Below are 22,190 nucleotides of genomic sequence, written 5' to 3'. Positions count from 1 at the left end.
TCACAGCAGTTCGCGGCCGCGAGTCTCGGGCAGGCCGAGCAGCGCCAGCACGGCGATGCCGTAGCCGACCGCGCCGAACACCATCGCGCCGCCCGCGCCGAGGAAACCGACCACGGCGGGGAACGTCGCGCCGATGGCCCGGCCGAGGTTGTAGGTGAAGCCCTGCCCGGTCCCGCGCAGCGCCGACGGGTACAGCTCGGCGAGGAAGGCGCCGAACCCGCTGAAGATCGCGGACATCGAGAACCCGAGCGGGAAGCCGAGGAACAGCACGAGCGTGTTCGCGCCCGCCGGGATCTGCGTGTAGGCGACGATGAGGCCCGCCGACAGCACCGAGAACAGCAGGAACGTTTTCTTACGGCCCAGGAGATCCGTGAGGTAGCCGCCGGTGACGTATCCGATGAAGGCGCCGGAGATCAGGAACGCGAGATAGCCGCCGGTGCCGATGACGGTGAGACCGCGGGTGGTCTTCAGGTAGCTCGGCAGCCAGGTCGCGAGCGTGTAGTAACCGCCCTGGACACCGGTGGCGAGCAGCGCGGCGAAGAACGTCGTGCGCAGCAGGTCCGGTTTGAAGATGCCCGCCAGCGAACCGCGCTCCTTCTTCGTGGCGCGGGCGGCCTCCGCGACGGGCGCGTCCTGGACGTTCCGCCGGACCCAGAGGACCAGCAGCGCCGGGATGACGCCGGTCCAGAACATGACGCGCCACGCGACGTCCGGGCTCCAGATGCTGAAGACCACCGTGTAGACGACGACGGACAGCGCCCAGCCGACCGCCCACGCGCTCTGCACGAAGGCGACTGTCCGGCCGCGGTACTTCGCCTGCGAGTACTCCGCGACCAGTGCGGCTCCGGCCGCCCATTCGCCACCGAAGCCAAGGCCCTGCAGGGCGCGGAAGACCAGGAGCGTCTCGAAGTTCGGCGCGAACCCGCACAGCACGGTGAAGATCGTGTACATCGCGATGGTGAGCTGGAGGGTGCGGACCCGGCCGATCCGGTCGGCCAGGATGCCGGCCCCGATCCCGCCGATCGCCGAGACCACCAGCGTGGTGGTGCCGAGCAGACCCGCCTCGCCGCCGGAGAGGCCGTAGTAGGCGGTGATCGCGGCCAGGCCCAGCGGGAGGGTTTGGTAGTCGAACGAGTCGAGCCCGTAGCCGCCGAACGCGCCGACGAAGGCCCGGCGGCCTCGTGAACCGAGCGTGCGGAACCAGGCGAAGGGGCGTGTGTCTTCGGTAGTGGCTGTCGCGTCCATCGGCACCTCCAGAGGGTGAATCCATCGTGGCACGGGTCACATGGATAGCCACTGTAGGTATTGTTCAACAATTCCACAAGAGGATCCTTGGCCCGCTCTCTTGTAGCCGGTTAGAATCGGTCACGTGACGATCGCGGAGGGTGGGCCTGCTTCGGTTCAAGGACTCGAAGCGGATCGCGGCATGGTGAGCCGCACCAGCACGGCCGAAAGGGTCGCGGGCGTCCTCCGCACGCGCATCGCGGAAGGGTTCTTCCTGCCCGGCGTCCGGCTGTCGGAGCACGACATCGGCTCGGCGCTCGGCGTCTCCCGCAACACGCTGCGCGAGGCGTTCCGGCTGCTCACGCACGAACGCCTGCTCACCCACGAGCTCAACCGCGGGGTCTTCGTGCGGGTGCTGCCCGTCGAGGACGTCGTCGACCTCTACAAGGTGCGCAAGGTCGTCGAGTGCTCGGCGGTGCGTGCGGTGACGGAGAAGCCGCCGACGTTCGCGAAGCTCGCGCGTCTGGTCGAGGACGGCAGGGTCGCCGAGCGGAGTGAGCGCTGGCAGGACCTCGGCACGGCGAACATCCGGTTCCATTCGGCGATCGCCGAGCTGAGCGGCAGCGAGCGGATCGACGAGCTGATGCGCGGCATCCTGGCCGAGCTGCGGCTGGTGTTCCACATGATGGCCGACCCGCGGCGTTTCCACGAGCCGTACCTCAAGCGCAACGCGGAAATCCTCGAGCGTATCGAGGCCGGCGACGGCCTCGGCGCCGAAAAGCTCCTCGCGCAGTACCTCACCGACGCCGAAAACCAGCTCGTCGAGGCCTACGCCGAGCGTTCCCAAACGCGTTCAGAGGACTGAATGCGGTAGTTCGTAGCCGAACCACCGCATTCAGAGGACGAAACGCGTGCGCGCTCTTTGGTCTCGGGGTGGGTGAAGGGGACTTTCACCGCATGTGATGCGGGTAAGGCGCCCTTCGCTGCGTGAGATGAGAGGGCCGGCGAACTTCTGGCTCGGAACTAGGGCGTCGTCCACTTCTGGTTCGCGCCGCCCCCGCAGGTCCAGATCTGGAGTCTGGTCCCGTTCGCGGAGCTGTTCCCGGTGGCGTCCAGACATTTGTTCGCCTGAGGGTTCACGATGTCCCGCGCCCCGCTGATCGCCCACTTCTGCGCGCCGGATCCGTTGCAGTCCCACAGTTGCACGGCGGTGCCGTCCGCGGTCCCGCCGCCGGAGACGTCCATGCACTTGCCGAGCGCGCGGATCGTCCCGTCGCCGCCGACGGTCCAGTTCTGCGCGGCGTTCCCATTGCAGTCGGTGATCTGGATCGGGGTGCCGTTGGCGGTGTTCGCCCCGGCGACGTCGACGCATTTGCCGCCGATGCCGGTGATCCGCCCGGTCCGCCCGGCGGTGTCGCTGGAGTTGACGTGCACGTAGTCGACCACGAGCCGCTGCGGGAAGACGGTGCTGGAGTTCGGGTCACCCGGCCAGTAGCCGCCGACGGCGAGGTTCAGGATCAGGTAGAAGGGGTGGTCGAACACCCAGCGGTTGCCGTTGAGATCGGCGGGCGTGCGGGTCTGGTAGAGATTTCCGTCCACGTACCACTTGATCTGGTTCGGCGCCCAGTCGACGGCGTAGGTGTGGAAGTCGTCGGAGAAGTTCGGGCCGTTGTAGGCCGCGCCGATACCGCCCGCGCCGGAGTAGCCGGGGCCGTGGAGGGTGCCGTGCACCGTGTTCGGCTCGAAGCCGACGTTCTCCATGATGTCGATCTCGCCGCTGTTGGGCCAGCCGACGTTGCCGATGTCGGCGCCGAGCATCCAGAACGCGGGCCACATCCCTTGTCCGCGCGGCAGTTTCATCCGCGCTTCGAACCGGCCGTAGGTCTGGGTGAACTGGCCCTGCGTGGACAGTCGCGCCGAGGTGTACTCGCAGCGCCCGTACCAGCAGTTGTAGTTGCCGGGGTTCTCCTTCTTCGCGGTGATGACCAGGTTGCCCTGGCCGTCGAGCGCCGCGTTGTTCGTCCCGGACGTGTACCACTGCCGCTCGTGGTTGTTCACGTTGTCGCCGGTCTCGAAATGCCACTTCGAGGTGTCGATGCCCGCGCCGGCGGGCCCGTTGAAGTCGTCGGTGAAGGTCGCGGCCATGACGGCGGCCTCGGCCGGGGCCGGTGCGGTGGCGGGGAGTGAGCCGAGGAGAACGCCGGCGGCGAGGACTGCCGCCCAGCGAAAACGGGAGGAGATGGACATCGTTGTCGCCTCTCTTCGCAGGCAGAAAACTACTTTGTTGTGCCTGACAACAAAGTATGCATGGTCTCTACCACTGCGACAAGACGTATTTTTCGACCTCGAATTAAGGTTAGGCGGCGGTACCCCGCTTCGATCCGGCCGTGCGCGGGTCCGCGCCCTGCTCCAGGAGGGCGGCGACCGGGAGGGTGGCGGCTCCTATGGCGACGGCGTCCGGCCCCAGCTGCCCGAGCTCGATCTCGGTCTGGTCGAACACGTGCGCCAGCGCGTGCTCGCCGGCCACGCGCCGGATCTCGGGCAGGTAGTGCTCGCCGAGCGCGAGCCCGGCCCAGCCGCCCAGCACGATCCGCTCCGGATTGAACAGATTGATCAGATTGCCGATGCCGGCGCCGAGATAACCCGCGGTCTCTTCCAGCACCTTGGCCGCTGCCTTGGCCTTGCCCGCCGACTCCAGCAGGGCCGCGAACTGCGTCTGCTCGTCTTCGTCCGAGGCCGTCTTTCCGCCGCGCGCCTTGCGATAGCGGGCGAGGACGCCCTCCGCGCCGACGTAGGACTCCAGGCAACCGCGTGCCCCGCAACGGCATTCCTGTCCGCCATAGACGATCGTCGTATGGCCCCATTCGCCCGCGCTGCTGGTGGAGCCCCGGTACGTGGTGCCGTCGGTGACCACGGCCGCGCCGACGCCGGAGCCGATCAGGGCGATCACCGCGTGCCGGGCGCCGCGGCCGGCGCCGAACCACATTTCGCCCTGTCCCTGGGTTTTCGCGCCGTTGTCGACGAACAGCGGCAGCTCGACACCCTCCGCGCGCAGGAGGTCGACCAGCGGGACCTCTTTCCAGCCGATGGTGGGCGCGTGCACGCGAAGCGCCTCGCCCTGCTGGACGGTGCCGGGGACGCCGACGCCGACACCGAGCACGGTCGCCTCGTCGATCCCCGATTCCGCGATCACTTCCCGGAGCCCGGACGCCACCTGGGTGACCGCCGCGGCCGCGTCCGGCCGCGGGGAGGCCAGCGGGTGTTCGACGGTGGCGAGCCGGTTCATGGTGAGGTCGAACAGCTCGACCTTCACCCCGGTCTCGCCGATGTCGACGCCCGCGACGTGGCCGTACGCCGGATCGACGCGGAGAAGCACGCGCGGCCTGCCGCCATCGGACTCGACGAGACCGGCTTCGACGATGAGGCGTTCCTCGCCGAGTTCGGCGGTCACGTTGCTGACGGTCGCGGCGCTCAAACCGGTCAGACCGCTCAATTCGTGGCGGCTGAGCGGGCCGTCGAAGTAGAGTTTCGACAGGAGGAGGGAACGGTTGTGCCGCCGCAGGTCACGGACGGTGGTGCGCTTGGCAGGCATGCGGATACCCATCTTATGGCGGCGGACCTTTCCAGGATGCCCCACGACCTTAGCCTCCGCCATGTATCAACTGGTGAAATAAGGCGGGAAGAGGGTCATGACGCGGGAGGACGAGCTCATCGGCTCCTTGCCGCCGGACTTCCGGTGGGGCGTCGGCAGCTCGGCGTACCAGATCGAAGGCGCGGTCGCCGAAGACGGAAGAACACCGTCCATTTGGGACACCTGGGCCCGCTCGCCGTGGTCGGTCGACAACGGTGACACCGGCGAGATCGCCTGCGACCACTACCACCGGATGCCCGCCGACATCGCGCTGATCAAGGAACTCGGTGTCGACACCTACCGCTTCTCCGTCTCCTGGCCCCGCGTGCAGCCGCGCGGACGCGGCGGCGTCAACCCCGCCGGGATCGCCTTCTACGACCGGCTGGTCGACGAACTGCTCAACAACGGCATCGATCCCTGGCTGACGCTGTATCACTGGGATCTGCCCCAGCATCTCGAAGACGCGGGCGGCTGGCCCGCGCGCGACACCGCCGTCCGGTTCGCCGACTACGCGATGCTCGTGTTCGAGCGGCTCGGCGATCGTGTCCGCCACTGGACCACGCTGAGCGAGCCGTGGTGCACGGCGATGCACGGGTACGTCCACGGCGTGATGGCGCCCGGCCGCCGGGACGCGAAGGCGGGGATGGCGGCGGCGCATCACCTCCTGCTCGGCCATGGGCTCGCCGTGCGGCGGATGCGGGAACTCGCGAAACCCGGCACGGAATTCGGCATCACGCTCAACCTGAGCACCGCGGACCCGGCCACGCCTAGCGAGGCCGATCGCGAAGCCGCCCGCTTCGAGGACGGGCTCGGGACGCGGTTCTACCTCGACGCGCTGGTGCACGGCCGGTACCCGGAGGACGTCCTCGAGACCCTCGCGCGCCAGGGCATCCGCCTGCCGTCCGAGCCGTGGGATCCGTCGATCATCGCGGCACCACTCGATTTCCTCGGCGTCGACTACTACTTCGGAACGCGGTATTCCGGCGTGGAGGAGAACGGCGACGCGGTGGAGCATTTCGGGTTGCCCGCGTTCCGCAAGGTGCCGTTCGGGGCGCCGTCGACGGCGCTGGGCTGGGAGATCCTGCCGCAGAAGCTCACCGAACTGCTCGTTCGCGTCGGCCGGGATTACCCGGGCCTGCCGCTTTACGTCACCGAAAACGGCGCCGCGTTCGCCGACGTCCCCGACGAGACGGGGTTCGTCCGCGACGACGACCGCGCCGCGTACCTGTCCGCGCATATCGCCGCCACGGCCGCGGCGCGACAGGCGGGCGCGGACGTCCGCGGCTATTTCGCCTGGTCCTTTTTGGACGGTTTCGAATGGGCGTACGGCTACGCGAAACGGCTCGGCCTGGTCCGGGTCGACCGCGAGACGCAGGCGCGGACGATCAAGCAGAGCGGCCTGGCCTACCGCGACGTCGTCCATCGGGTGCGTGGCAGCCGGCGGTAGGGCCCGCTCCACCATCGAACCGGCGGCCCGCTCCATTCTTCCGCCACGCCCCGCGTTCTAGGTTCGACAGCGAAAGTTCTTCGCCGGTACCGGAAACGTGGGGGATAGTGATGACCGTCAGGCTGGAACGTCGTGATCGGCCGGAGACGGCGCCGCGGAAAACGTGGTGGCGAAGGCCTTGGATAGCGCCGATGGCCGTCATCATCGTGGTGTTCCTGGCCTTTTCGATGCCGCCGTATCTGTCGCTGGACCCGTCGCAGTCGCGGGTGCCGCAGCCGCCGGGGTTCACGTCGCACTATTGGTTCCTTTCGGCGCATGTGCTGTTCGGCTCGATCGCGATGATCTCCGCGTTGCTCCAGATCTGGCCGTGGTTCCGGGCGAAGTACCCGGCGGTGCACCGGAAGCTCGGCCGCGTGTACGTCTTCGCGGGGGTGCTCCCGGCCGGATCGATGGCGCTGACCGTCGGCGCCCTGAGCCCGTTCGGCCCGGCGACGCGGGTGGCCAACGTGGTGGCCGGGGTGTTGTGGCTGGGGTGCACGTTCGCCGGCTGGCACGCGGCACGGCAGCGCCGGTTCGCCGATCACCGTCGCTGGATGGTCCGCAGTTTCGCGCTGACCATGTCGATCATCGTCAGCCGGGTGACCGGGCCGATCGCGCTGATCACGTTGCAGCCGCAGCTGGAGACCACGTTCGGCGGAAGCGAACTGGCCTTGACCCAGTCGGTCGCCGCGATCTCGGCCTGGGTGAGCACGACGCTGGTCCTGTTCGCCGCGCAGTGGCACCTCGACCGGCGTCCGGCTAGGAAGAAGCCAGCGACCGCGCGATGATCGTGCGCTGCACTTCGGACGCGCCCTCGTAGATACGCGGCGCCCGGACCTCGCGGTAGAGGTGTTCGAGCAGATGGCCTCGCCGCAGCGCCCGGGCGCCGTGGATCTGCACGGCCGAGTCGACGACGTACTGCGCGGTCTCGGTGGCGAACAGTTTCGCCATCGCGGCCCGGCCGGCGAGGTTCCGCTCGCCCGCGTCGTACGCGGCGGCCGCGGCGTAGACGAGCAGGCGTGACGCTTCGGTGCGGGTCGCCATTTCGGCGAGGGTGTGCGCCACGGTCTGCTGCTTCAGCAGCGGCCCGCCGAACGCCACCCGGCTCTGGGCGTGGGCGACGGCGGCGTCGAGCGCGGCCTGCGCCATCCCGACGGCGAACGCGCCGACACTCGGCCGGAACAGGTCCAGCGTCCGCATCGCCACGCCGAAGCCGCGGTCCTGCTCGCCGAGCAGTTCGTCGCGTTCGACGCGGACGCCGTCGAAGACCAGGGTGCCGATGGGATGCGGACTGACGAGGTCGAGGTGTTCGCCCGACAGCCCGGCCCGGTCGGCGGGGACGATGAACGCGGAGACCCCGCGCGATCCGGCTTCCGGTGTGGTGCGGGCGAAAACGCTGTAGAAATCGGCCTCGGGGGCGTTGGAGATCCACATCTTCTCGCCGGTGAGCCGCCAGCCGTCGCCGTCGGGCTCGGCGGCGAGTTCCAGCGCGGCCGCGTCCGAACCCGCGTTCGGCTCGGTGAGCGCGAAAGCGGCGACGGCGTCGCCCGCGGCCACGGCGGGAACCCACTTCGCGACCTGCGAGTCCTGCCCGGATTGCAGCACCGGATACGTGCCCAAACCCTGCAGCGCCAACGCCGTCTCGGCTTCGGTGCTCTGGCTCGCGAGTGATTCCCGCAGGATGCAGAGATCCGTCGCGGCGGCCTCCCGGCTCGGGCTGCCACCGTCGACGCCGGGGAACAGCCGGGCGAGCAGGCCCAGCGCGCCCATTTCCTTGAGCAGCGGCCGGTTGACCGCGCCTTCGGTGCCGGATTCGGCCAGCGGGCGGAGTTTTTCGGCGCCCAGCCGCCGGACTTCTTCGGCGAAGGACTGCTGATCGGGGCTCAGTGCGAAGGCGGTCATCGGTCGCTCCCAGGTCGCCAGCGGGCGTGCGCGGTGCCGGGTTCTCCCGAGCGCAGCAGTTCCAGCCGTGGTTTCGGCCCGTCGGTGCGGCCGCCCTGCGGTTTCCGGCTGCCCGCCGCGAACTGCTTCGGCCACGGCATCGGATAGCCCTGCTCGGCGGCGGCGTGCAGTGTCCACTGTGGATCGTAAAGGTGGGTTCTGCCGAGCGCGCACAGATCCGCGCGGCCCGCGAGGATCAGCGAGTTGACGTCGTCGTAGGAGGAGATCGCGCCGACGGCGATCACCGCGATCCCGTATTCGCGGCCGATCTCGTTGCGGATCCGGTCGGCGTACGGCGTCTGGTAGCTGCGGCCGTACTCGGGTTTCTCCTCGCTGACGACCTGCCCGGTCGACACGTCGATGCCGTCCGTGCCGTGCTCGGCGAACGCGCGGGCGATCTCGACGGCGTCGTCGACGTCGATCCCGCCGTCGTACCAGTCGGTCGCGGAGATGCGGACCGTCATCGGCCGCTCGGCGGGCCATGCGGCACGGACGGCGTCGAAGACTTCGAGCGGGAAACGCAGCCTGTTCTCCAATGAGCCGCCGTACTCGTCGGTGCGCCGGTTGGTCAGCGGGGACAGGAACGACGACAACAGGTAGCCGTGCGCGCAGTGCAGTTCGAGGAGGTCGAACCCCGCCCGTGCGGCGGCTCGGGCGGACTGTGCGAACTGGTCGCGGATCTCTTGTAGTTCAGCGACCGTGAGTTCGCGCGGGGTCTGGTTCGCTTCGCTGTACGGGATCGCGGACGGGCCGCAGATCTCCCAATTGCCCTCGGGGAGCGGCTGGTCGATGCCGTCCCACATCAGTTTCGTGGAGCCCTTGCGCCCGGAATGGCCGAGCTGGACGCCGATCCGCGCGGGCGAGTGCCCGTGGACGAAGTCGGTGACCCGCCTCCACGCTTGTTCTTGTTCCTCGGTGTACAGCCCGCCGCAACCTGGGGTGATCCGGCCGGTCTCGGAGACGCAGACCATTTCCGTCATCACCAGGCCGGCGCCGCCGAGCGCCTTGCTTCCCAGATGTACCAAGTGGAAGTCGGTCGGGACACCGTCCTCGGAGGAGTACATGTCCATCGGCGAGACGACGACGCGGTTCGGCAGGTCGAGGTTCCCGATGCGGAACGGCTGGAACATCGGCGGCCGGACTTCGGAGTCCAAAGTGGACGCGAACCAGCTGTCCAGTTCCGCGGCGAACTCGGGATCGCGCAGCCGGAGGTTGTCGTAGGTGACGCGGCGGCTGCGGGTGAGGATGTTGAAGGCGAACTGCGCCGGATCCTGGTGGGTGTACTGGCCCAGGTTCTCGAACCATTCGAGGCTCGCCTGCGCGGCGCGCTGGGTCGAGGTGACGACCGGCCTTCGTTCCGCCTCGTAAGCTGCCAAGGCACTGTCCATATCGGACTGCTCGTGCAAGCAGGCGGCGAGCGCGAGCGCGTCCTCCATGGCGAGCTTCGTGCCGGAACCGATGGAGAAATGCGCCGTGTGCGCGGCGTCGCCGAGCAGGACGACGTTCTCGTGCCGCCAGCTCGCGCAGCGGACGGTGGCGAAGGCGGTCCACTTCGAATTGTTGGCGAACACCTGATGGTCGCCGAGGACGTCCGCGCACAGCTCGCGGATGACCTCGATCGACTTCTCGTCGCTCTCGCCCGGCGCCAGTGACGTGGCGGCGATCTCGCCGAACGCGCGCTGCCAGACGTCCTCGTGCAGTTCGAGGATGAACGTGCTCGCGGTGTCGCTGTACGGATAGCCGTGGATCTGCATGATCCCGTGCGGGGTTTCCAGGACGTGGAACTTGAAGGCGTCGAAGACGAGGTCCGTGCCGAGCCAGATGTACTTGCAGCGCCTGGTCTGGAGGCTCGGCCGGAAGCTCTCCGCGAAGGCGTTGCGGGTCGGCGAGTTGACGCCGTCCGCCGCGACGACGAGGTCGTACTCGGCGCTCGCCTCGGCCGCGCTCGGCGCCTCGGTGCGGAACCGGACGTCGACGCCGAGCTCCGCGCAGCGTTCCTGGAGGATGCCGAGCAGCCGTTTGCGGCTCATCGCGGCGAACCCGTGCCCGCCGGAGGTGTGCACCGTGCCGCGGAAGTGGACGTCGATGTCGTCCCAGCGCGCGAACTCCCGGCGCATGGCCGCGTGGATCACCGGATCGGCGTGCTCGATGCCGCCGAGTGTCTCGTCGGAGAACACCACCCCGAACCCGAAGGTGTCGTCGGGCGCGTTGCGCTCCCAGACGGTGATCTCGTGATCGGGATGGAGCTGTTTCGCCAGCGTGGCGAAGTAGAGCCCCGCCGGGCCGCCGCCTAACACCGCGATACGCACGCCGCTCAGGGTATGTCGCGGTATGTACGACCGTCAACGATACGGGATATGCTGACCCGTATGGAGCGCATCAACCCGCCCGAGCTCGGCCGCCCCTCCGGCTTCTCGCACGCCGTCGCGGCGAGTGGCCGGTTCGTCTTCCTCGCCGGTCAGACGGCGTTGGACGAGGAGAACCGCATCGTCGGCGACGGCGTGGTCGAGCAGTTCGAACGCGCGCTGTCCAACCTGCTCACCGCGTTGCGCGCGGCGGGCGGGAAGCCGTCGGACCTGTGCAGCGTGACCATCTACATCGTCGACATGGACGACTACCGGGCCCACGCGCGCGAGATCGGCGCGGTGTGGAAGCGGCTCGCGGGGAGCGAGTACCCCGCGATGGCGGGGATCGGCGTCAGCCGGCTTTGGGACGTGGAGGCGCTGGTGGAGGTGCAGGGCTTCGCGGTCGTCTAGGGCAGGGTGCGCGAGACGTGCGCGGCCGCGGCCTCACCCAACCGCGAGTGCAGCGTGAAGAACAGGTCCGCGGCCCGGATCCCGGCCCAGCCCGGCGGCAGCAACTCGGCGGGTAGGCCCGGGTCGAGGTACGGCAGGCGCCGCCAGTCGGTCAGCACCCGGACGTAGTCGGCGAACGCTTCGGCCTCGTCCGTGGTCTTGCGCCGCTGCCACCGCCGGAGCGCGGCCGCGTGCTCGTCGACGAAGGCGGTGTACAGCGCTTCGAGCTGGTCGAGGTCCCACCACTCGCGGATCTTCTCCCGCACGTCGCCGAACGCGAGGTGCTCGGCGTGGAAAAGGTCGGCGTAGCCCTCGAGTTCGAGCCGCCGGAGCATGTCGGACGTCGCGTCCCGCAGATGCGCGGGCGCGATCCAGACGCCGGAAGACGCGGTCCCGAAGCCGAGCCGGGCCAGTTGCGTGCGCAGAACGTGCCTTTTGTGCCGTTCAGCCTCCGGGACGGAGAACACCGCGAGCAGCCAGCCGTCGCCGGGGGTGGCGCGTTCGCGGCGGAAGATCCGCTCGTCGCCTTCGCGCAGGATCGCCAGCGCGGTCTCGGAAAGCTCGTACCCGGCGGCCCCGTCGCGGCGCACCGCGGACAGGATCCCGCGCCGCTTCAGCCGGGAGATCGACGACCGGACGGCCGGTTCGTCGACGTCCACACCGGCCAGCAGGTCGATCAGGGAACGGACGGAGAGCCAGCCGCCCTCGCCGCGCGAGTAGAGGCCGTACACGGTCACGATCAACTGGCGCGGTTGCGCCGTTCGCCCCGCGCCGTCGACTTCGGTTGCCTCCGACACGGCCGTCACCCGGTCACCATACAACGACGATGAGCTCATGTTTCGGCCGTGACCGAAGCGTTCCGCACTTAGCGTCACGGTATGGAGAATCCCCTGATCGAAGCCCCCGTTCCGCCGGTGCCCCAGGACGTCGAGCCGGGTGGCGTCCGGTGGTTGCGGGCGAACGTCGCCCGGTTCAGCCGCCCCGAGGACCACGCGCGGCGGCGAGCGCTCGTGCTCACCGAGCTGGCGCCGATGGGCTCCTTGCGGGACAAGGCTTTCACGCTCGCCATGGTGATGCGGGACGAGGTGGAGCGGGTTCCGGTCGCCGTACTGGCCGCGGAACTCGGCCTGCCCGACGTTTCCCGCGACATCGCGGCGGTTTCCGCCGCCTATCACCCGCATACGGAAATCGGAGCCGACGCCGAAGAAGCCATGCGCAGGCTGGTCGAGGTCTGCGGCGGTGACGCCGACGAGCGGACGGCCGCGCGGATCGGGCTTCTCGTGCAGGCCTGCGACGCGACGGCCAAACTGCTCGGCAAGGCGCTGGCCGCCCATCGGCCCGGTGAGGACGCCGAAAGCCTGATCGACCGCGTGCTGCGCGAGGATCCACCGGTCCGGATCACCCGGCGGTGGGTCGGCGGCGAAGTGGTCGAGGTGGACCTGTCGGGGCATCCGTTCGGAGCAGGGCCGAAACAATGCCCCGGGGAAGCGTCGGCGCGGCAAGTGGCCGCGGGAATTCTCGACGCCCTGCTGTGCTAAGACTTACCCCGGTCATCTGGAACTGGGGAGTCTTTCGATGCTGTATTTCAATGGTTTCTTCGGCGTTCTCACGCTCGGTCTGTGGATCTTCTGCATCGTCGACGTGATCACCACGGACGAGGGATCGTGCCGCAACATGCCCAAGGGGATGTGGCTGCTGCTGGTGCTGATCGTCCCGCTGATCGGCTCGATCGTCTGGCTGGTCGCCGGGCGCCCGCAGCACGCCGCCCGCGCGCCGCGCGGACGGTACGAAAGGGAGACGCCGGCGTTCCCGGAGTACGACCGTCCGGGCCGGTTCGCCGCGACGAGCGCGGCCGACGACGAAGAGTTCCTCCGCAAGTGCCGGGAGCGCGCCGAGGAGCAGCGCCGCAAGGCCCGTGAAGGCTGAGTAGCCTCGGCGGAGAGATCGACACTGGAGGAAGACATGTCCGAAGCACTCGACTGGAACAAGAACATCATCAAGGAGTTCCGCGAGAACGAGGGGAAGGTGGGCGGCCCGTTCGAGGGTGGCTCGCTGCTGCTGCTCACCACCATCGGGGCGAAGAGCGGCGAGCCGCGCACGTCGCCGCTCGCGTACGCGATGGAGGACGGCAAGTACGTCGTCGCCGCGTCGTACGCCGGGGCGGACAAGAACCCGGCCTGGTACCACAACATCGTCGCGAACCCGAAGGTCACCATCGAGGTGGGCACGGAGAAGTTCGAAGCGACCGCGACCGTCGTCCTCGAAGACCGCGCCGAGCGCGACCGTCTGTACGCGAAGATGGTCAGCATGATGCCGGGCTTCGCCGAGTACGAGCAGAAGACCGACCGGGTGATCCCGATCGTCACCATCTCGCGCTGACCTCCCCGCGCGCCGCTGGGTGGGCGGCGACCGATCGTGCGTGGGCTGAAGGCTCCCTTCACCGCGTCTGATGCGGCAAAAGGAGCCTTCACCCCGGCCGGATGCGGGTCGTGAGTGGCGCTTCGGGTCAGACCCCTGTCCTCTGTACCTACCGGTCCGAAGTCCGTGAAGGCCTCCTTGAGGGACCCAGGGTCCCTCAAGGAGGCCTTCACGGACTAGGCACACAGGCGCGCGGTGTGAGCCAAGGCGTGACTCGCGTGATCAGGGACGTAACTCGCGTGACTGGAGGCCGCACTAGCGTGTTCCGCCGCTGATCACGCGAGTTCCGCCTTCAATCACGTGAGTGCGTGCCGTGTCCTCGTGAGTGGCGTTTCGGGTTAGAACCCGAAACGCCACTCACGACCAGCTGTACAGACGCGTGCAACGACCGCATTCAGAGGACGGAACGCGAGGGGTCAGCGCGCGCCGCTCGGGGCTTCCACGGCGTCCGGCCGCTTGAGTTCGGCTTCGGCCGCGCGCAGCGCCTTGCGCTCCTGGCGGCGCGCGATCAGCTTCTTGCCGGTGAGGATCATCGGCTGCTCCACCCAGCGGTGGATCAGGTCCGCGATCGCGAGCCCGACCGCGAACACGGTCAGCGCGCTGATCATCCGGTGCTCGCCCAGCGGCGGGATCGCCGCGACCACGGCGAAGTGCACCGGCCCCTGCAGCAGGTAGAGCGAGTACGAGCGCTCGCCGACGAACCGCATCACCTTCGTCGCCAGCAGCCAGCGCAGCGGCCCCGGCGAGACCAACACGACCAGCAACATCGCCGAGAGCAGGCCGTAGGCGATCAGCAGGCCGAGGTTGCTGCCGGTCTCCCACCACAGGCTTTCCATGTTGACGTGCAGCACGGCGAACGCGCCGAACACCGGGATCGCCGCGAGCGGATGGGTCAGCGGTTTGATCACCGCGTAGGACCGCCGGTAGTGCATCGCGATCGCCAGCACGCAGCCGATCAGCAGGATCGCGTAGTGCACGGTCGAGCGGTAGATCGGCACCTGCGGCCCGTTGAGCACCCAGCCGCTGGTGACCCCGACCAGCCCGGCCATCAGCGCGAACGCGGCGATCGCCAGCGCGAGTTTGCGCCACGCCGCGGCCAGCCCGACGGCGCCCGCGACCACCAGCAGGAACGGCCAGAACAGGTAGAACTTCTCCTCGATGCCCAGCGTCCACGAGCCGCTGAAGAAGTTGTCCGAGCCGTTGCCCCCGCTGGCGGGGAAGAACTCGTTGAAGAAGGTCAGGTAGTACTTCAGCGCGTGCGGGAAGTCGCGGGTGAAGAACTCCCCGCGCAGCCACACGAACACGATGATCCCGCCGAGGATCACCAGATACGGCGGCAGGATCCGGAACACCCGCCGCAGGTAGAACGCCGAAAGCGAGATCCGGCCGGTCCGGTCCTGCTCACGCAGCAGCAGCGTCGTGATCAGGAAACCGGACAGCACGAAGAAGATGTAGACACCGACCCAGCCGGACAGCCAGCTCCACTTCGGACCCGCGAAGTGGAAGAGGATCACGATGGTGGCCGCGATCGCGCGCAGCCCGTCGAGCGCGGGGAACCGACGCATGGCGAGGAACTCGTCATGGTCCAAAGTGCGCACAGTGCCCCCTAATGGCGGTATCGGCCCGGAAGTATACGGGTGCCGCCCACTGTGCCTTCGCCCCGCATGGGGGCCTCCTACCAGCGGATTTCGGAGATCACCCAGCGTTACGCGCGGGTTCGACGTTATGGGTCAGCCGGAACCGGTTCGCCGGATCGACGGCCGCTTTGACCTCGGCGAGCCGCCGCAGATCGGCGGGCGAGTACACGTTGGCCGCCTCGTCGCCAGCGCCGCTGTCGCCGTAGACGAAGGTCAGGAGCTTGCCGGTCGACTTGGGCTTCAGCGCGTCGAACAGCTTCCCGTGGGCCGCCTTGATCTCGGCCATGCCCGCGTCGTCCACTACGGACAGTGCCCGGACGGTGAAGCGGGCCTCGCGGTCCCAGCCGACGCCGGGGTGTTCGGGCAGATCGGACAGCGCGCCGCCGAGCAGGTCCAGCAGGACGACGGTCGGCACCGGGGCGCCGGGGCCGGCGTGTTCGAGGATCGCGTCGAGCATCGTGTCGTCCAGTTCGGACACGGTGGCGTTGTCGGCCCGGTAGCCGTGCGGGAACGGCGGCTCGTTCGCGATCTTCCCCGATTCGGTGAAGGGGATCTCGGCGAGCGTGTCACCCAGTACGGGGGCGGCGGCGCGCAGCGGGGCGACCAGGCGTTCACCCTCGGCGGCGTCGCCGAGGTAGGCGATGCGGATCTGCGCGACGTGCTGTCCGCGCAGCGGCTCGGGCACCATCGGCAGGTCCGGCATCGGGACCATGCCCAGCGACGACGTCATCTCGCGCGGCAGGTCCGCCGCCCAGTCGCGCCAGGCGTGGAGCACCGCGGACAGCGACGCGGTGCCGAACTGCAGGCTCCCGCCGTACAGCCGGGTGACCGGGACGAGCCGGAACTCCAGCGCGGTGACGATCCCGAAGTTGTCGCGGCCGCCCCGCAGCGCCCAGAACAGGTCGCTTTCGGTGTCCGGGGTGGCGCGGCGGAGTTCGCCGTCGGCGGTCACGACCTCGATCGCGGTCACCTGGTCGGCGGCCAGCCCGTACTTGCGGCCGAGCAGGCTGAACCCGCCGCCGAGGGTGTACCCGACGACGCCGACTCCAGGGAAGGAACCGCTCAGCGGCGCGAGCCCGTGCTTCGCGGCCGCCTCGATGACCGCACCCCAGCGCACGCCCGCGTCGACTCGTGCGATGCCGTCTTCGATCCGGATCCCGGTCATGCGGTGGGTGGTGACGAGGACGCCGCCCTCGAAGGGGACGCCCACGCCGTGCCCGGTCGAGTGGACGGCGATCGGGAGATCGTGCTCGGCGGCGTGACGGACCGCCTCGACGACGTCGGCGGCCGAAGCGGCGGGCACGATGACGTCGGGACGGCGGGGCACTGCGGTCTGGAAACCGGCGAGTTCGGTGTCGTAATCGGGGTCGCCGGAGCGGAGCATCGTGGTCATGAGACCAGCGTGATCTCGATTCGGCCAGAAGTCCAAGATCTGGTTTGTCTGGCAACTAGAATCATCGGTTATGGAACTGCGCCAGCTCGAATACTTCGTCGCGGTGGCCGAGGAAGCGAACTTCACCCGCGCCGCCGAGCGGCTGCACGTCGCGCAGCCCGGCGTCAGTGCCCAGATCCGCCGCCTCGAACGCGAACTCGGGCAGCCGCTGCTCGACCGGTCGGCCAGGGCGGTGCGGCTGACCGAGGTCGGTGCCGCCGCGCTCCCGCACGCGCGGGCCGCGCTCGCCGCCGTGGCCGGGGTGCGGCAGGCGGTTGACGATCTCACCGGGCTGGTCCGCGGCCAGGTCGCGATGGGCATGGTGTCCTCGCGCGGGCCGGTCAACCTGCCCGATCTGCTCGCGCGCTTCCACGAGCGGCATCCGGCCGTCGACATCACGCTCGCCGAGGCGACCTCCGACGTCCTGCTCGCGGGCGTCGCCGACGGCCGGTTCGACGTCGCGCTGATCGGCGTCTCCGGCGAACCGCCGCCGGGGATCGGCCTCGAGGTTGTCCTCGACGAGCCGCTGGTCGCCATCTCCGGTCCGGACGATCCGCTCACCGGGCAGGCCACGATCACGTTGTCGGAGCTCGAAAGCCGGTCGCTGGTGAGCCTGCCGAAGGGCACCGGCATGCGTGCGATCGTCGACGCGGCGTTCCTCGCCGACGGCGCGCAGCCTCGGGTGACGCTGGAGGCGGGCGATCCGAACGTCGTCGCCGAACTGGTCGGGCGCGGGCTCGGTGTCGCCGTGGTGCCGATGTCACTGGCGACGCATTACACGAAACTGCACGCCATGAAGATCACGCGGCCGGCCGGGCTGCGCGCGAAACTGGCGCTGGCCTGGCGGACGGAGGGGCCGGTCAGCCCCGCCGCCCGCGTGTTCATCAGTCAGGCACGGGCGCTGCTCGGGTTGTGAGCCGCCACAGCGAAGTCACCTCCTTCGCGTCGGCCCGTCGATGCCTCGGCCGGATGTCCTCCCTGCCCACCACTTCGAGACCGGACCGCTCGAACATGTCGAGGAGTTCTTCGCGACGGCGCAGGCCCAGTAGTTCGGCAAGATCCGAGAGGATCAGCCACGCCTCCCCGCCGGGTTCGAGATGCCGCGGCAGCCGGTCGAGGAACGCCTTCAGCATCCGGCTTCCCGGGTCGTACACGGCGCGTTCGAGCGGGGTGTGCGCGCGGGCGGGCAGCCAGGGCGGATTGCAGACGATCAGCGGTGCGCGGCCCGGCGGGAACACGTCCGCCTCAAGGATTTCGATCCCGCCGAAACCCAGGCGATCGAAGTTCTCCCGCGCGCAGGCGAGCGCGAGGGGTTCGTTGTCCGTCGCCACCACGCGTTCGACGCCCCGATGGGCGAGGACCGCGGCGAGCACGCCGGTCCCGGTGCCGATGTCGAACGCGAGTTCCTTGGCGGGCAGGGGAGTTCTCGCCACCAGATCGACGTACTCGCCGCGGACGGGGGAGAAGACCCCGTGGTGCGGGTGGATCCTCGCGCCGAGCGCCGGGATCTCGACGCCCTTCATGCGCCATTCGTGCGCGCCGACGACGCCGAGCAGTTCACGCAAGGACACCAGCGACGCGGCTTCGGACGGCCCGTAGACCTCGGTGCAGGCCTCGCGGACGTCCGGCCCGCGGCGCAACGGCAGGACGTGGCCCGGATCCAGCGGGACCAGCAGCCTGCCGAGGATCCGCGCCCGGCGTGACCGCTGGTTCCGCTGGTCCGGAAAGGGTTTCCCGGCCGCCGTGCCGCATCGCCGGGACATCGCGGCGAGCAGGTTCCGTGCGCCGGGGAAGTCGCCGTACCAGACGAGTCCGGTGCCGGACACGGCGAGCCGGAACGCCTCGTCGGCGGTGATGCGATCGTCGACGTCGACGAGGCGTTCGGGGCGTTTCGTGCCGACGGCGGTCAGCCAGCGCCGACCACCGTCCTTTGTGGACAGGGGGTTCATGGTTTCCGTTCCTGTTTTCGCCCGCGGCGAAGAGGCCCCGCGGGCTCCGTGGGGTGATTTCAGGAACGGCGGTTAGTGGACCACCGCGGCATGAACCGGTGTCGACACGAAGCCGAGTTTAGCGGAACGACGCCGCGTGATCGGCGGTCCAGACCTCGAAGTCCAGCCCTGGCCTGCCGGTGACGTCCTGGACGGTCGAGGTGACTTCGCCCGGTTTCGTCACCAGTTCCCGGAATCCGGCCAGCATCGTGTCGACGATGAAGTCCGGCATCCTGGTGAGCAGGGCGGCACGTGCTTCGCCGAGCGGGATCTCCTCCCAGCGCGCCGGACGGCCCGCGGCCTCGCCGATGATGCGGACCTGCTCGGCCTGCGTGATCGGCCGTGTGCCGGTGAGCGTGTACTTCGCCCTCGCGTGCCCGTCGCCGGTCAGCGCTTCGACGGCCACCGCGGCGATGTCCTTCTCGTGGACCAACGGCATCGACGCCTCGCCGTACGCGCCGCGGACGACGCCGTCCGTGCGGACCGACGGCGCCCAGGCGAGGGTGTTGGCCGCGAACGCGTGCGGCCGCAGGAAGGTCCACTCCACGCCCGCGGCTTCGATCGCCTCCTCGACGGTGCGATGCCAGGCGCCGATGGCGTTGTCCTGCTCCGCGAGGGAATCGTCGACGGCACCCGAGGAAAGGAACACCACCCGCTTCACCCGTTCCCCGAGCAGCGACACCGTGGGGACCAGGGCCTCGGCGGCGCCGGAGAGCATCAGGAACACGGTGTCGACGCCGTCGAGCACCGGCGCGATCGTTTCCGGTTTCGCCAGGTCGCCGCGGACGCCGTCCGGCGGCGGGTTCCGGCTCAGCGGCCGGACCGGGACGTCTCGCTCCCGCAACTGGGCGACGACCTGCGAGCCGACGTTGCCCGTCGCGCCGGCGACCAGGATCGGCTTCATGCCGCCACCGCCGAGAAGACCGGGCGGTACCGCTTGACCGACCCGCCCGACATCCCCGGGTAGGTCTGCACCTTCTTCCACTCGTCCGTCGTGCCGATGCCGTCGGCGCCGGGGGCCGCGAGCGCGGCGAGGTGGGCTTCGGCGCTGACCCATTCGGCGTAGTTCAGCACGCGGGTGCCGTCGGTGCTCACGTGGAAGTACCCCGAGATCCCGCCTTTGGGGTACGCGGGTTCGGATGCCAGCGCTTCGAAGACGAGGTCGATCCAGTCGCGTTGCCGCCGCTCGTCGGGTCCTTCGAACTCGACCGAGACGATCACGAGGCAGCCTGGCACTCCTTCGCCGCGGTGGCCGCGGTAGAGGTGGAACACGGGTGCGCCGTCCAGGTTCCGGATGGCTTCTTCGCTGGTCCACTGCTCGTAAGTGAAGGCGTCGTCGTGGTCGATGCCTTCGTACGCGGTGAAGGAAACGAGCCCTTCGTGGCTCTTGTACGCCGCCCGTGCCGCGTCGGCGTCCGGCCATTCCCGCGCCACGACGACGGTCGCGTCGTCGGGCGTCGGCCAATGTCCTTTGTGGATGGTCATTTCGGAGGTCCCCTGTACTGTCATGCCTCCAGCATGAAACTTAAACAAGGGTTGAAGTCAAGCTAGGATCACGGGCATGTCCGAACTCCCGGCCGAACTCACCATCGGGGAGCTGTCGCGGCGCAGCGGTGTCGCCACCTCCGCCCTGCGGTTCTACGAACGCCAGGGCCTCATCAGCAGCAGGCGGACCAGCGGAAACCAACGTCGGTATCCCCGAAGCACGCTTCGCCTCGTCGCGTTCATCCGCGCGTCGCATCATCTCGGCATCCCGCTCGAGGTGATCGGCGGCGTACTCGACTTCCTGCCGGAGGGCGCCGCGCCGGATCACGCGTTCTGGCGGCGGGCTTCGGCCTGCTGGAGCGCCGAGCTGAACAAACGCATCGAGCAGCTGGAGTGCATGCGGGACCGGTTCACCGAATGCATCGGCTGCGGCTGCCTGTCCTTCGATCAGTGCGTGCTGGTGAACCCCGGCGACTTCCTCGCCGCCAAGGGACCCGGCCCGGCGCGGCTGATCAACGACTGAGCACGGCCAGTTTTCGTTCCAGCAGCCGTCGTTCGGCGCTGTTGCCCGCCTGCCGGATCGCCTCTTCGTACTCCTGGGCGGCTTCGGCCGTGCGGCCCGCGCGGTGCAGCAGATCGGCGCGGATGGCGTGGTAGAGGTGGTATCCCTCCAGGTCGAGGGCGTCGATCACGTCGAGCGCCTTCTCCGGGCCGCGTACCTCGGCGACCGCGACGGCCCGGTTGAGCGCCACGACCGGCGTCGGATTCATCGCGAGCAGCAGGTCGTACAGCTCGACGACCTGCGACCAGTCGGTGCTCGCCGTGTCGGCGGCGTCGCTGTGGACGGCGTTGATCGCCGCCTGGATCTGATACGGCCCCGGCTGGTTCCGGCGCAGGCAGGCGCGGACCAGCTCCTGCCCTTCGGCGATGAGCGCCCGGTCCCAGCGTGACCTGTCCTGCTCCGCCAGCAGCACGACGTCGCCGTCTTCACCGGTGCGGGCGGCGCGGCGCGATTCGGTGAGCAGCATCAGCGCCAGCAGGCCGGTGGCCTCCGGTTCGTCGGGCATGAGGCCGGCCAGCAGCCTGCCGAGCTGGATCGCCTCGGCGCACAGGTCCTCCCGCACCAGCCGCTCACCCGAGCTGGCCGTGTATCCCTCGTTGAACACGAGGTAGATCACGGCGAGCACCGAACGCAGCCGGTCCGGCAGGTCGGCGTCGCCGGGGACGCGATACGGGATCTTCGCGTCGCGGATCTTGCCCTTCGCGCGGACCAGCCGCTGGGCCATCGTCGTCTCGGGGACGAAGAACGCGTGCGCGATTTCGGCGGTGGTCAAGCCGCCCAGCAGTTTCAGCGTCAGCGCGACCTGCGCGGGGACGGCCAGCGCGGGGTGACAGCAGGTGAAGATCAGGCGTAGGCGGTCGTCGCGCACCGGGCCCTCCTCCACTGGTTCGCTGTCCGCGTTGAGCAGCGCGGCCTGGGCGTGCTTGTCGTCGCGCGCGGCTTCCCGGCGCAGACGGTCGACGGCCTTGTTGCGGGCGGTCGTGATGATCCAGCCCGCCGGGCTCGGCGGTGGACCGCTGGACGGCCACCGGTCCACCGCCTCGGCGAAGGCGTCCTGGACCGCGTCTTCGGCGATGTCGATGCTGCCGAAGACGCGGACCAGCACGGATACCGCGCGGCCGTACTCCTGTGCGAAGACCCGGCCGATGTCTTCGGAGGTCAGGGCACGCACGAAGGGTCTTCCACACCCTGGAACGGCCGGACCTCGACCGGGAGATAGGTGATCTCGGCGATCCGGCGGCCCCAGTCGAGCGCGGCGTCCAGATCCGGCACCTCGACGATGGTGAAACCGCCGAGATGTTCCTTCCCTTCGAGGTACGGGCCGTCGAGCGTCGCGATCTGACCGTTCTCCGAGGCCCGCAGCACGGTCGCGGTGGTCGGCGGGTGCAGGCCGGCGGCGAACACCCACACCCCCGCGGTCTTCATCTCGTCGTTGAGCGCCTGGATCTTGCGCGTCACCGACTCGAGGAACTCCGGCGGCGGAAGGGGGCCGTCGGGGTGGTAGAGGCTGATCAGGTACTGGGTCATGGCGTCCTCCTCGTTCGTGCGGACTTTCACTCCCTATACGAAGGGCGACCCGCCGATTCGACAG

Annotated in this window: 22 protein-coding genes; 9 read left to right on the top strand and 13 right to left on the bottom strand. The window is 69.2% G+C overall.

Going from position 1 to position 22,190, the window contains the following annotated elements; translation table 11 throughout:
- Positions 1-1,245: an MFS transporter gene (locus AORI_RS76825; RefSeq protein WP_016337437.1), complete on the bottom strand. Its 1,245-nt coding sequence runs from the start codon at positions 1,243-1,245 to the stop codon at positions 1-3.
- 181 nt (positions 1,246-1,426) lie between these two features.
- Here AORI_RS76825 and AORI_RS76820 point away from each other — a divergent pair, with 181 nt between their 5' ends.
- Positions 1,427-2,089, top strand: coding sequence for a GntR family transcriptional regulator (locus AORI_RS76820; protein ID WP_016337436.1), 663 nt, complete (start codon positions 1,427-1,429; stop codon positions 2,087-2,089).
- 158 nt (positions 2,090-2,247) lie between these two features.
- On the opposite strand, the gene AORI_RS76815 is transcribed toward AORI_RS76820, so the two are convergent.
- Together AORI_RS76815 and AORI_RS76810 are read right to left on the bottom strand one after the other, a co-directional pair.
- Positions 2,248-3,471, bottom strand: coding sequence for a glycoside hydrolase family 16 protein (locus tag AORI_RS76815; protein ID WP_016337435.1), 1,224 nt, complete (start codon positions 3,469-3,471; stop codon positions 2,248-2,250).
- A 109-nt stretch (positions 3,472-3,580) separates the two neighbouring features.
- Positions 3,581-4,828, bottom strand: coding sequence for an ROK family transcriptional regulator (locus tag AORI_RS76810; RefSeq protein WP_016337434.1), 1,248 nt, complete (start codon positions 4,826-4,828; stop codon positions 3,581-3,583).
- A gap of 85 nt (positions 4,829-4,913) precedes the next feature.
- On the opposite strand from AORI_RS76810, the gene AORI_RS76805 reads away from it, so the two are divergent.
- Complete coding sequence (locus tag AORI_RS76805) at positions 4,914-6,302, top strand: GH1 family beta-glucosidase (protein WP_016337433.1); 1,389 nt, start codon at positions 4,914-4,916, stop codon at positions 6,300-6,302.
- Positions 6,303-6,493: 191 nt separating this feature from the next.
- Positions 6,494-7,129, top strand: a complete 636-nt coding sequence (locus AORI_RS76800; RefSeq protein WP_016337432.1) for a DUF2306 domain-containing protein — start codon at positions 6,494-6,496, stop codon at positions 7,127-7,129.
- On the opposite strand, the gene AORI_RS76795 is transcribed toward AORI_RS76800, so the two are convergent.
- Positions 7,101-8,243 (bottom strand): acyl-CoA dehydrogenase family protein, encoded by a 1,143-nt coding sequence (locus tag AORI_RS76795; RefSeq protein WP_016337431.1) that lies wholly within the window; start codon positions 8,241-8,243, stop codon positions 7,101-7,103. The two genes, AORI_RS76800 and AORI_RS76795, sit on opposite strands and share 29 nt — an antisense overlap.
- On the bottom strand, positions 8,240-10,591 hold the full coding sequence (locus AORI_RS76790) for a bifunctional salicylyl-CoA 5-hydroxylase/oxidoreductase (protein WP_016337430.1): 2,352 nt from the start codon (positions 10,589-10,591) through the stop codon (positions 8,240-8,242). The genes AORI_RS76795 and AORI_RS76790 overlap by 4 nt, the downstream gene beginning before the upstream one ends.
- Positions 10,592-10,639: 48 nt before the next feature.
- Between AORI_RS76790 and AORI_RS76785 the strand changes: the two genes are divergently transcribed.
- Positions 10,640-11,038: a RidA family protein gene (locus AORI_RS76785; RefSeq protein WP_016337429.1), complete on the top strand. Its 399-nt coding sequence runs from the start codon at positions 10,640-10,642 to the stop codon at positions 11,036-11,038.
- Here the strand turns inward: AORI_RS76785 and AORI_RS76780 are convergent.
- Positions 11,035-11,883, bottom strand: a complete 849-nt coding sequence (locus tag AORI_RS76780) for a PaaX family transcriptional regulator (RefSeq protein WP_016337428.1) — start codon at positions 11,881-11,883, stop codon at positions 11,035-11,037. The two genes, AORI_RS76785 and AORI_RS76780, sit on opposite strands and share 4 nt — an antisense overlap.
- Before the next feature lie 72 nt (positions 11,884-11,955).
- Here AORI_RS76780 and AORI_RS76775 point away from each other — a divergent pair, with 72 nt between their 5' ends.
- The 3 genes from AORI_RS76775 to AORI_RS76765 are packed head-to-tail and all read left to right on the top strand — an operon-like array spanning position 11,956 to position 13,456.
- Positions 11,956-12,615 carry a cytochrome P450 family protein gene (locus AORI_RS76775; protein WP_016337427.1) on the top strand — a complete coding sequence of 220 codons (660 nt, stop codon included), beginning with the start codon at positions 11,956-11,958 and terminating at the stop codon, positions 12,613-12,615.
- 37 nt (positions 12,616-12,652) lie between these two features.
- Positions 12,653-13,003, top strand: a complete 351-nt coding sequence (locus AORI_RS76770) for a PLDc N-terminal domain-containing protein (RefSeq protein WP_016337426.1) — start codon at positions 12,653-12,655, stop codon at positions 13,001-13,003.
- Between the two features lie 36 nt (positions 13,004-13,039).
- Positions 13,040-13,456, top strand: a complete 417-nt coding sequence (locus AORI_RS76765; protein WP_016337425.1) for a nitroreductase family deazaflavin-dependent oxidoreductase — start codon at positions 13,040-13,042, stop codon at positions 13,454-13,456.
- A 455-nt stretch (positions 13,457-13,911) separates the two neighbouring features.
- Here the strand turns inward: AORI_RS76765 and AORI_RS76760 are convergent, their stop codons facing one another.
- Both AORI_RS76760 and AORI_RS76755 read right to left on the bottom strand, forming a co-directional pair.
- Positions 13,912-15,093, bottom strand: a complete 1,182-nt coding sequence (locus tag AORI_RS76760) for an acyltransferase family protein (protein WP_016337424.1) — start codon at positions 15,091-15,093, stop codon at positions 13,912-13,914.
- Between the two features lie 97 nt (positions 15,094-15,190).
- Positions 15,191-16,525 (bottom strand): FAD-binding oxidoreductase, encoded by a 1,335-nt coding sequence (locus AORI_RS76755; RefSeq protein WP_016337423.1) that lies wholly within the window; start codon positions 16,523-16,525, stop codon positions 15,191-15,193.
- Positions 16,526-16,595: 70 nt separating this feature from the next.
- On the opposite strand from AORI_RS76755, the gene AORI_RS76750 reads away from it, so the two are divergent.
- Positions 16,596-17,480, top strand: a complete 885-nt coding sequence (locus AORI_RS76750) for a LysR family transcriptional regulator (RefSeq protein WP_016337422.1) — start codon at positions 16,596-16,598, stop codon at positions 17,478-17,480.
- Here the strand turns inward: AORI_RS76750 and AORI_RS76745 are convergent.
- The 3 genes from AORI_RS76745 to AORI_RS76735 all read right to left on the bottom strand — a co-directional run bounded on the left by AORI_RS76745 (position 17,449) and on the right by AORI_RS76735 (position 20,061).
- Positions 17,449-18,513, bottom strand: coding sequence for a methyltransferase (locus tag AORI_RS76745; protein WP_016337421.1), 1,065 nt, complete (start codon positions 18,511-18,513; stop codon positions 17,449-17,451). The two genes, AORI_RS76750 and AORI_RS76745, sit on opposite strands and share 32 nt — an antisense overlap.
- A 118-nt stretch (positions 18,514-18,631) precedes the next feature.
- Positions 18,632-19,456: an NAD(P)H-binding protein gene (locus tag AORI_RS76740; protein ID WP_016337420.1), complete on the bottom strand. Its 825-nt coding sequence runs from the start codon at positions 19,454-19,456 to the stop codon at positions 18,632-18,634.
- Positions 19,453-20,061, bottom strand: a complete 609-nt coding sequence (locus tag AORI_RS76735; protein ID WP_228688252.1) for an antibiotic biosynthesis monooxygenase — start codon at positions 20,059-20,061, stop codon at positions 19,453-19,455. The genes AORI_RS76740 and AORI_RS76735 overlap by 4 nt, the downstream gene beginning before the upstream one ends.
- A gap of 52 nt (positions 20,062-20,113) precedes the next feature.
- Between AORI_RS76735 and soxR the strand changes: the two genes are divergently transcribed.
- Entirely contained in the window at positions 20,114-20,560 is a 447-nt protein-coding gene (gene soxR, locus AORI_RS76730; RefSeq protein WP_016337418.1) for a redox-sensitive transcriptional activator SoxR, read from the top strand.
- On the opposite strand, the gene AORI_RS76725 is transcribed toward soxR, so the two are convergent.
- Both AORI_RS76725 and AORI_RS76720 read right to left on the bottom strand, forming a co-directional pair.
- Positions 20,550-21,770, bottom strand: coding sequence for an RNA polymerase sigma factor (locus AORI_RS76725; protein ID WP_016337417.1), 1,221 nt, complete (start codon positions 21,768-21,770; stop codon positions 20,550-20,552). The two genes, soxR and AORI_RS76725, sit on opposite strands and share 11 nt — an antisense overlap.
- Positions 21,758-22,126: a YciI family protein gene (locus AORI_RS76720; protein WP_016337416.1), complete on the bottom strand. Its 369-nt coding sequence runs from the start codon at positions 22,124-22,126 to the stop codon at positions 21,758-21,760. The genes AORI_RS76725 and AORI_RS76720 overlap by 13 nt, the downstream gene beginning before the upstream one ends.
- Positions 22,127-22,190 lie beyond the last annotated feature (64 nt).

It is taken from the genome of Amycolatopsis keratiniphila (assembly GCF_000400635.2).
GTDB classification, from domain to species: domain Bacteria; phylum Actinomycetota; class Actinomycetes; order Mycobacteriales; family Pseudonocardiaceae; genus Amycolatopsis; species Amycolatopsis keratiniphila.
The sequence above is the reverse complement of the archived record's forward strand: the minus strand, read 5'-3'. Positions and strand labels throughout refer to the sequence as shown.

What these genes read in the sequence shown, in the direction of transcription:
- AORI_RS76755 (WP_016337423.1), bottom strand. Translation starts at nt 16,525, where the DNA reads ATGACCACGATGCTCCGCTCCGGCGACCCCGATTACGACACCGAACTC.
- AORI_RS76820 (WP_016337436.1), top strand. Translation starts at nt 1,427, where the DNA reads ATGGTGAGCCGCACCAGCACGGCCGAAAGGGTCGCGGGCGTCCTCCGC.
- AORI_RS76825 (WP_016337437.1), bottom strand. Translation starts at nt 1,245, where the DNA reads ATGGACGCGACAGCCACTACCGAAGACACACGCCCCTTCGCCTGGTTC.
- AORI_RS76785 (WP_016337429.1), top strand. Translation starts at nt 10,640, where the DNA reads ATGCTGACCCGTATGGAGCGCATCAACCCGCCCGAGCTCGGCCGCCCC.
- soxR (WP_016337418.1), top strand. Translation starts at nt 20,114, where the DNA reads ATGTCCGAACTCCCGGCCGAACTCACCATCGGGGAGCTGTCGCGGCGC.
- AORI_RS76735 (WP_228688252.1), bottom strand. Translation starts at nt 20,061, where the DNA reads ATGACAGTACAGGGGACCTCCGAAATGACCATCCACAAAGGACATTGG.
- AORI_RS76765 (WP_016337425.1), top strand. Translation starts at nt 13,040, where the DNA reads ATGTCCGAAGCACTCGACTGGAACAAGAACATCATCAAGGAGTTCCGC.
- AORI_RS76745 (WP_016337421.1), bottom strand. Translation starts at nt 18,513, where the DNA reads ATGAACCCCCTGTCCACAAAGGACGGTGGTCGGCGCTGGCTGACCGCC.
- AORI_RS76815 (WP_016337435.1), bottom strand. Translation starts at nt 3,471, where the DNA reads ATGTCCATCTCCTCCCGTTTTCGCTGGGCGGCAGTCCTCGCCGCCGGC.
- AORI_RS76810 (WP_016337434.1), bottom strand. Translation starts at nt 4,828, where the DNA reads ATGGGTATCCGCATGCCTGCCAAGCGCACCACCGTCCGTGACCTGCGG.
- AORI_RS76740 (WP_016337420.1), bottom strand. Translation starts at nt 19,456, where the DNA reads ATGAAGCCGATCCTGGTCGCCGGCGCGACGGGCAACGTCGGCTCGCAG.
- AORI_RS76770 (WP_016337426.1), top strand. Translation starts at nt 12,653, where the DNA reads ATGCTGTATTTCAATGGTTTCTTCGGCGTTCTCACGCTCGGTCTGTGG.
- AORI_RS76720 (WP_016337416.1), bottom strand. Translation starts at nt 22,126, where the DNA reads ATGACCCAGTACCTGATCAGCCTCTACCACCCCGACGGCCCCCTTCCG.
- AORI_RS76800 (WP_016337432.1), top strand. Translation starts at nt 6,494, where the DNA reads ATGGCCGTCATCATCGTGGTGTTCCTGGCCTTTTCGATGCCGCCGTAT.
- AORI_RS76750 (WP_016337422.1), top strand. Translation starts at nt 16,596, where the DNA reads ATGGAACTGCGCCAGCTCGAATACTTCGTCGCGGTGGCCGAGGAAGCG.
- AORI_RS76775 (WP_016337427.1), top strand. Translation starts at nt 11,956, where the DNA reads ATGGAGAATCCCCTGATCGAAGCCCCCGTTCCGCCGGTGCCCCAGGAC.
- AORI_RS76795 (WP_016337431.1), bottom strand. Translation starts at nt 8,243, where the DNA reads ATGACCGCCTTCGCACTGAGCCCCGATCAGCAGTCCTTCGCCGAAGAA.
- AORI_RS76805 (WP_016337433.1), top strand. Translation starts at nt 4,914, where the DNA reads ATGACGCGGGAGGACGAGCTCATCGGCTCCTTGCCGCCGGACTTCCGG.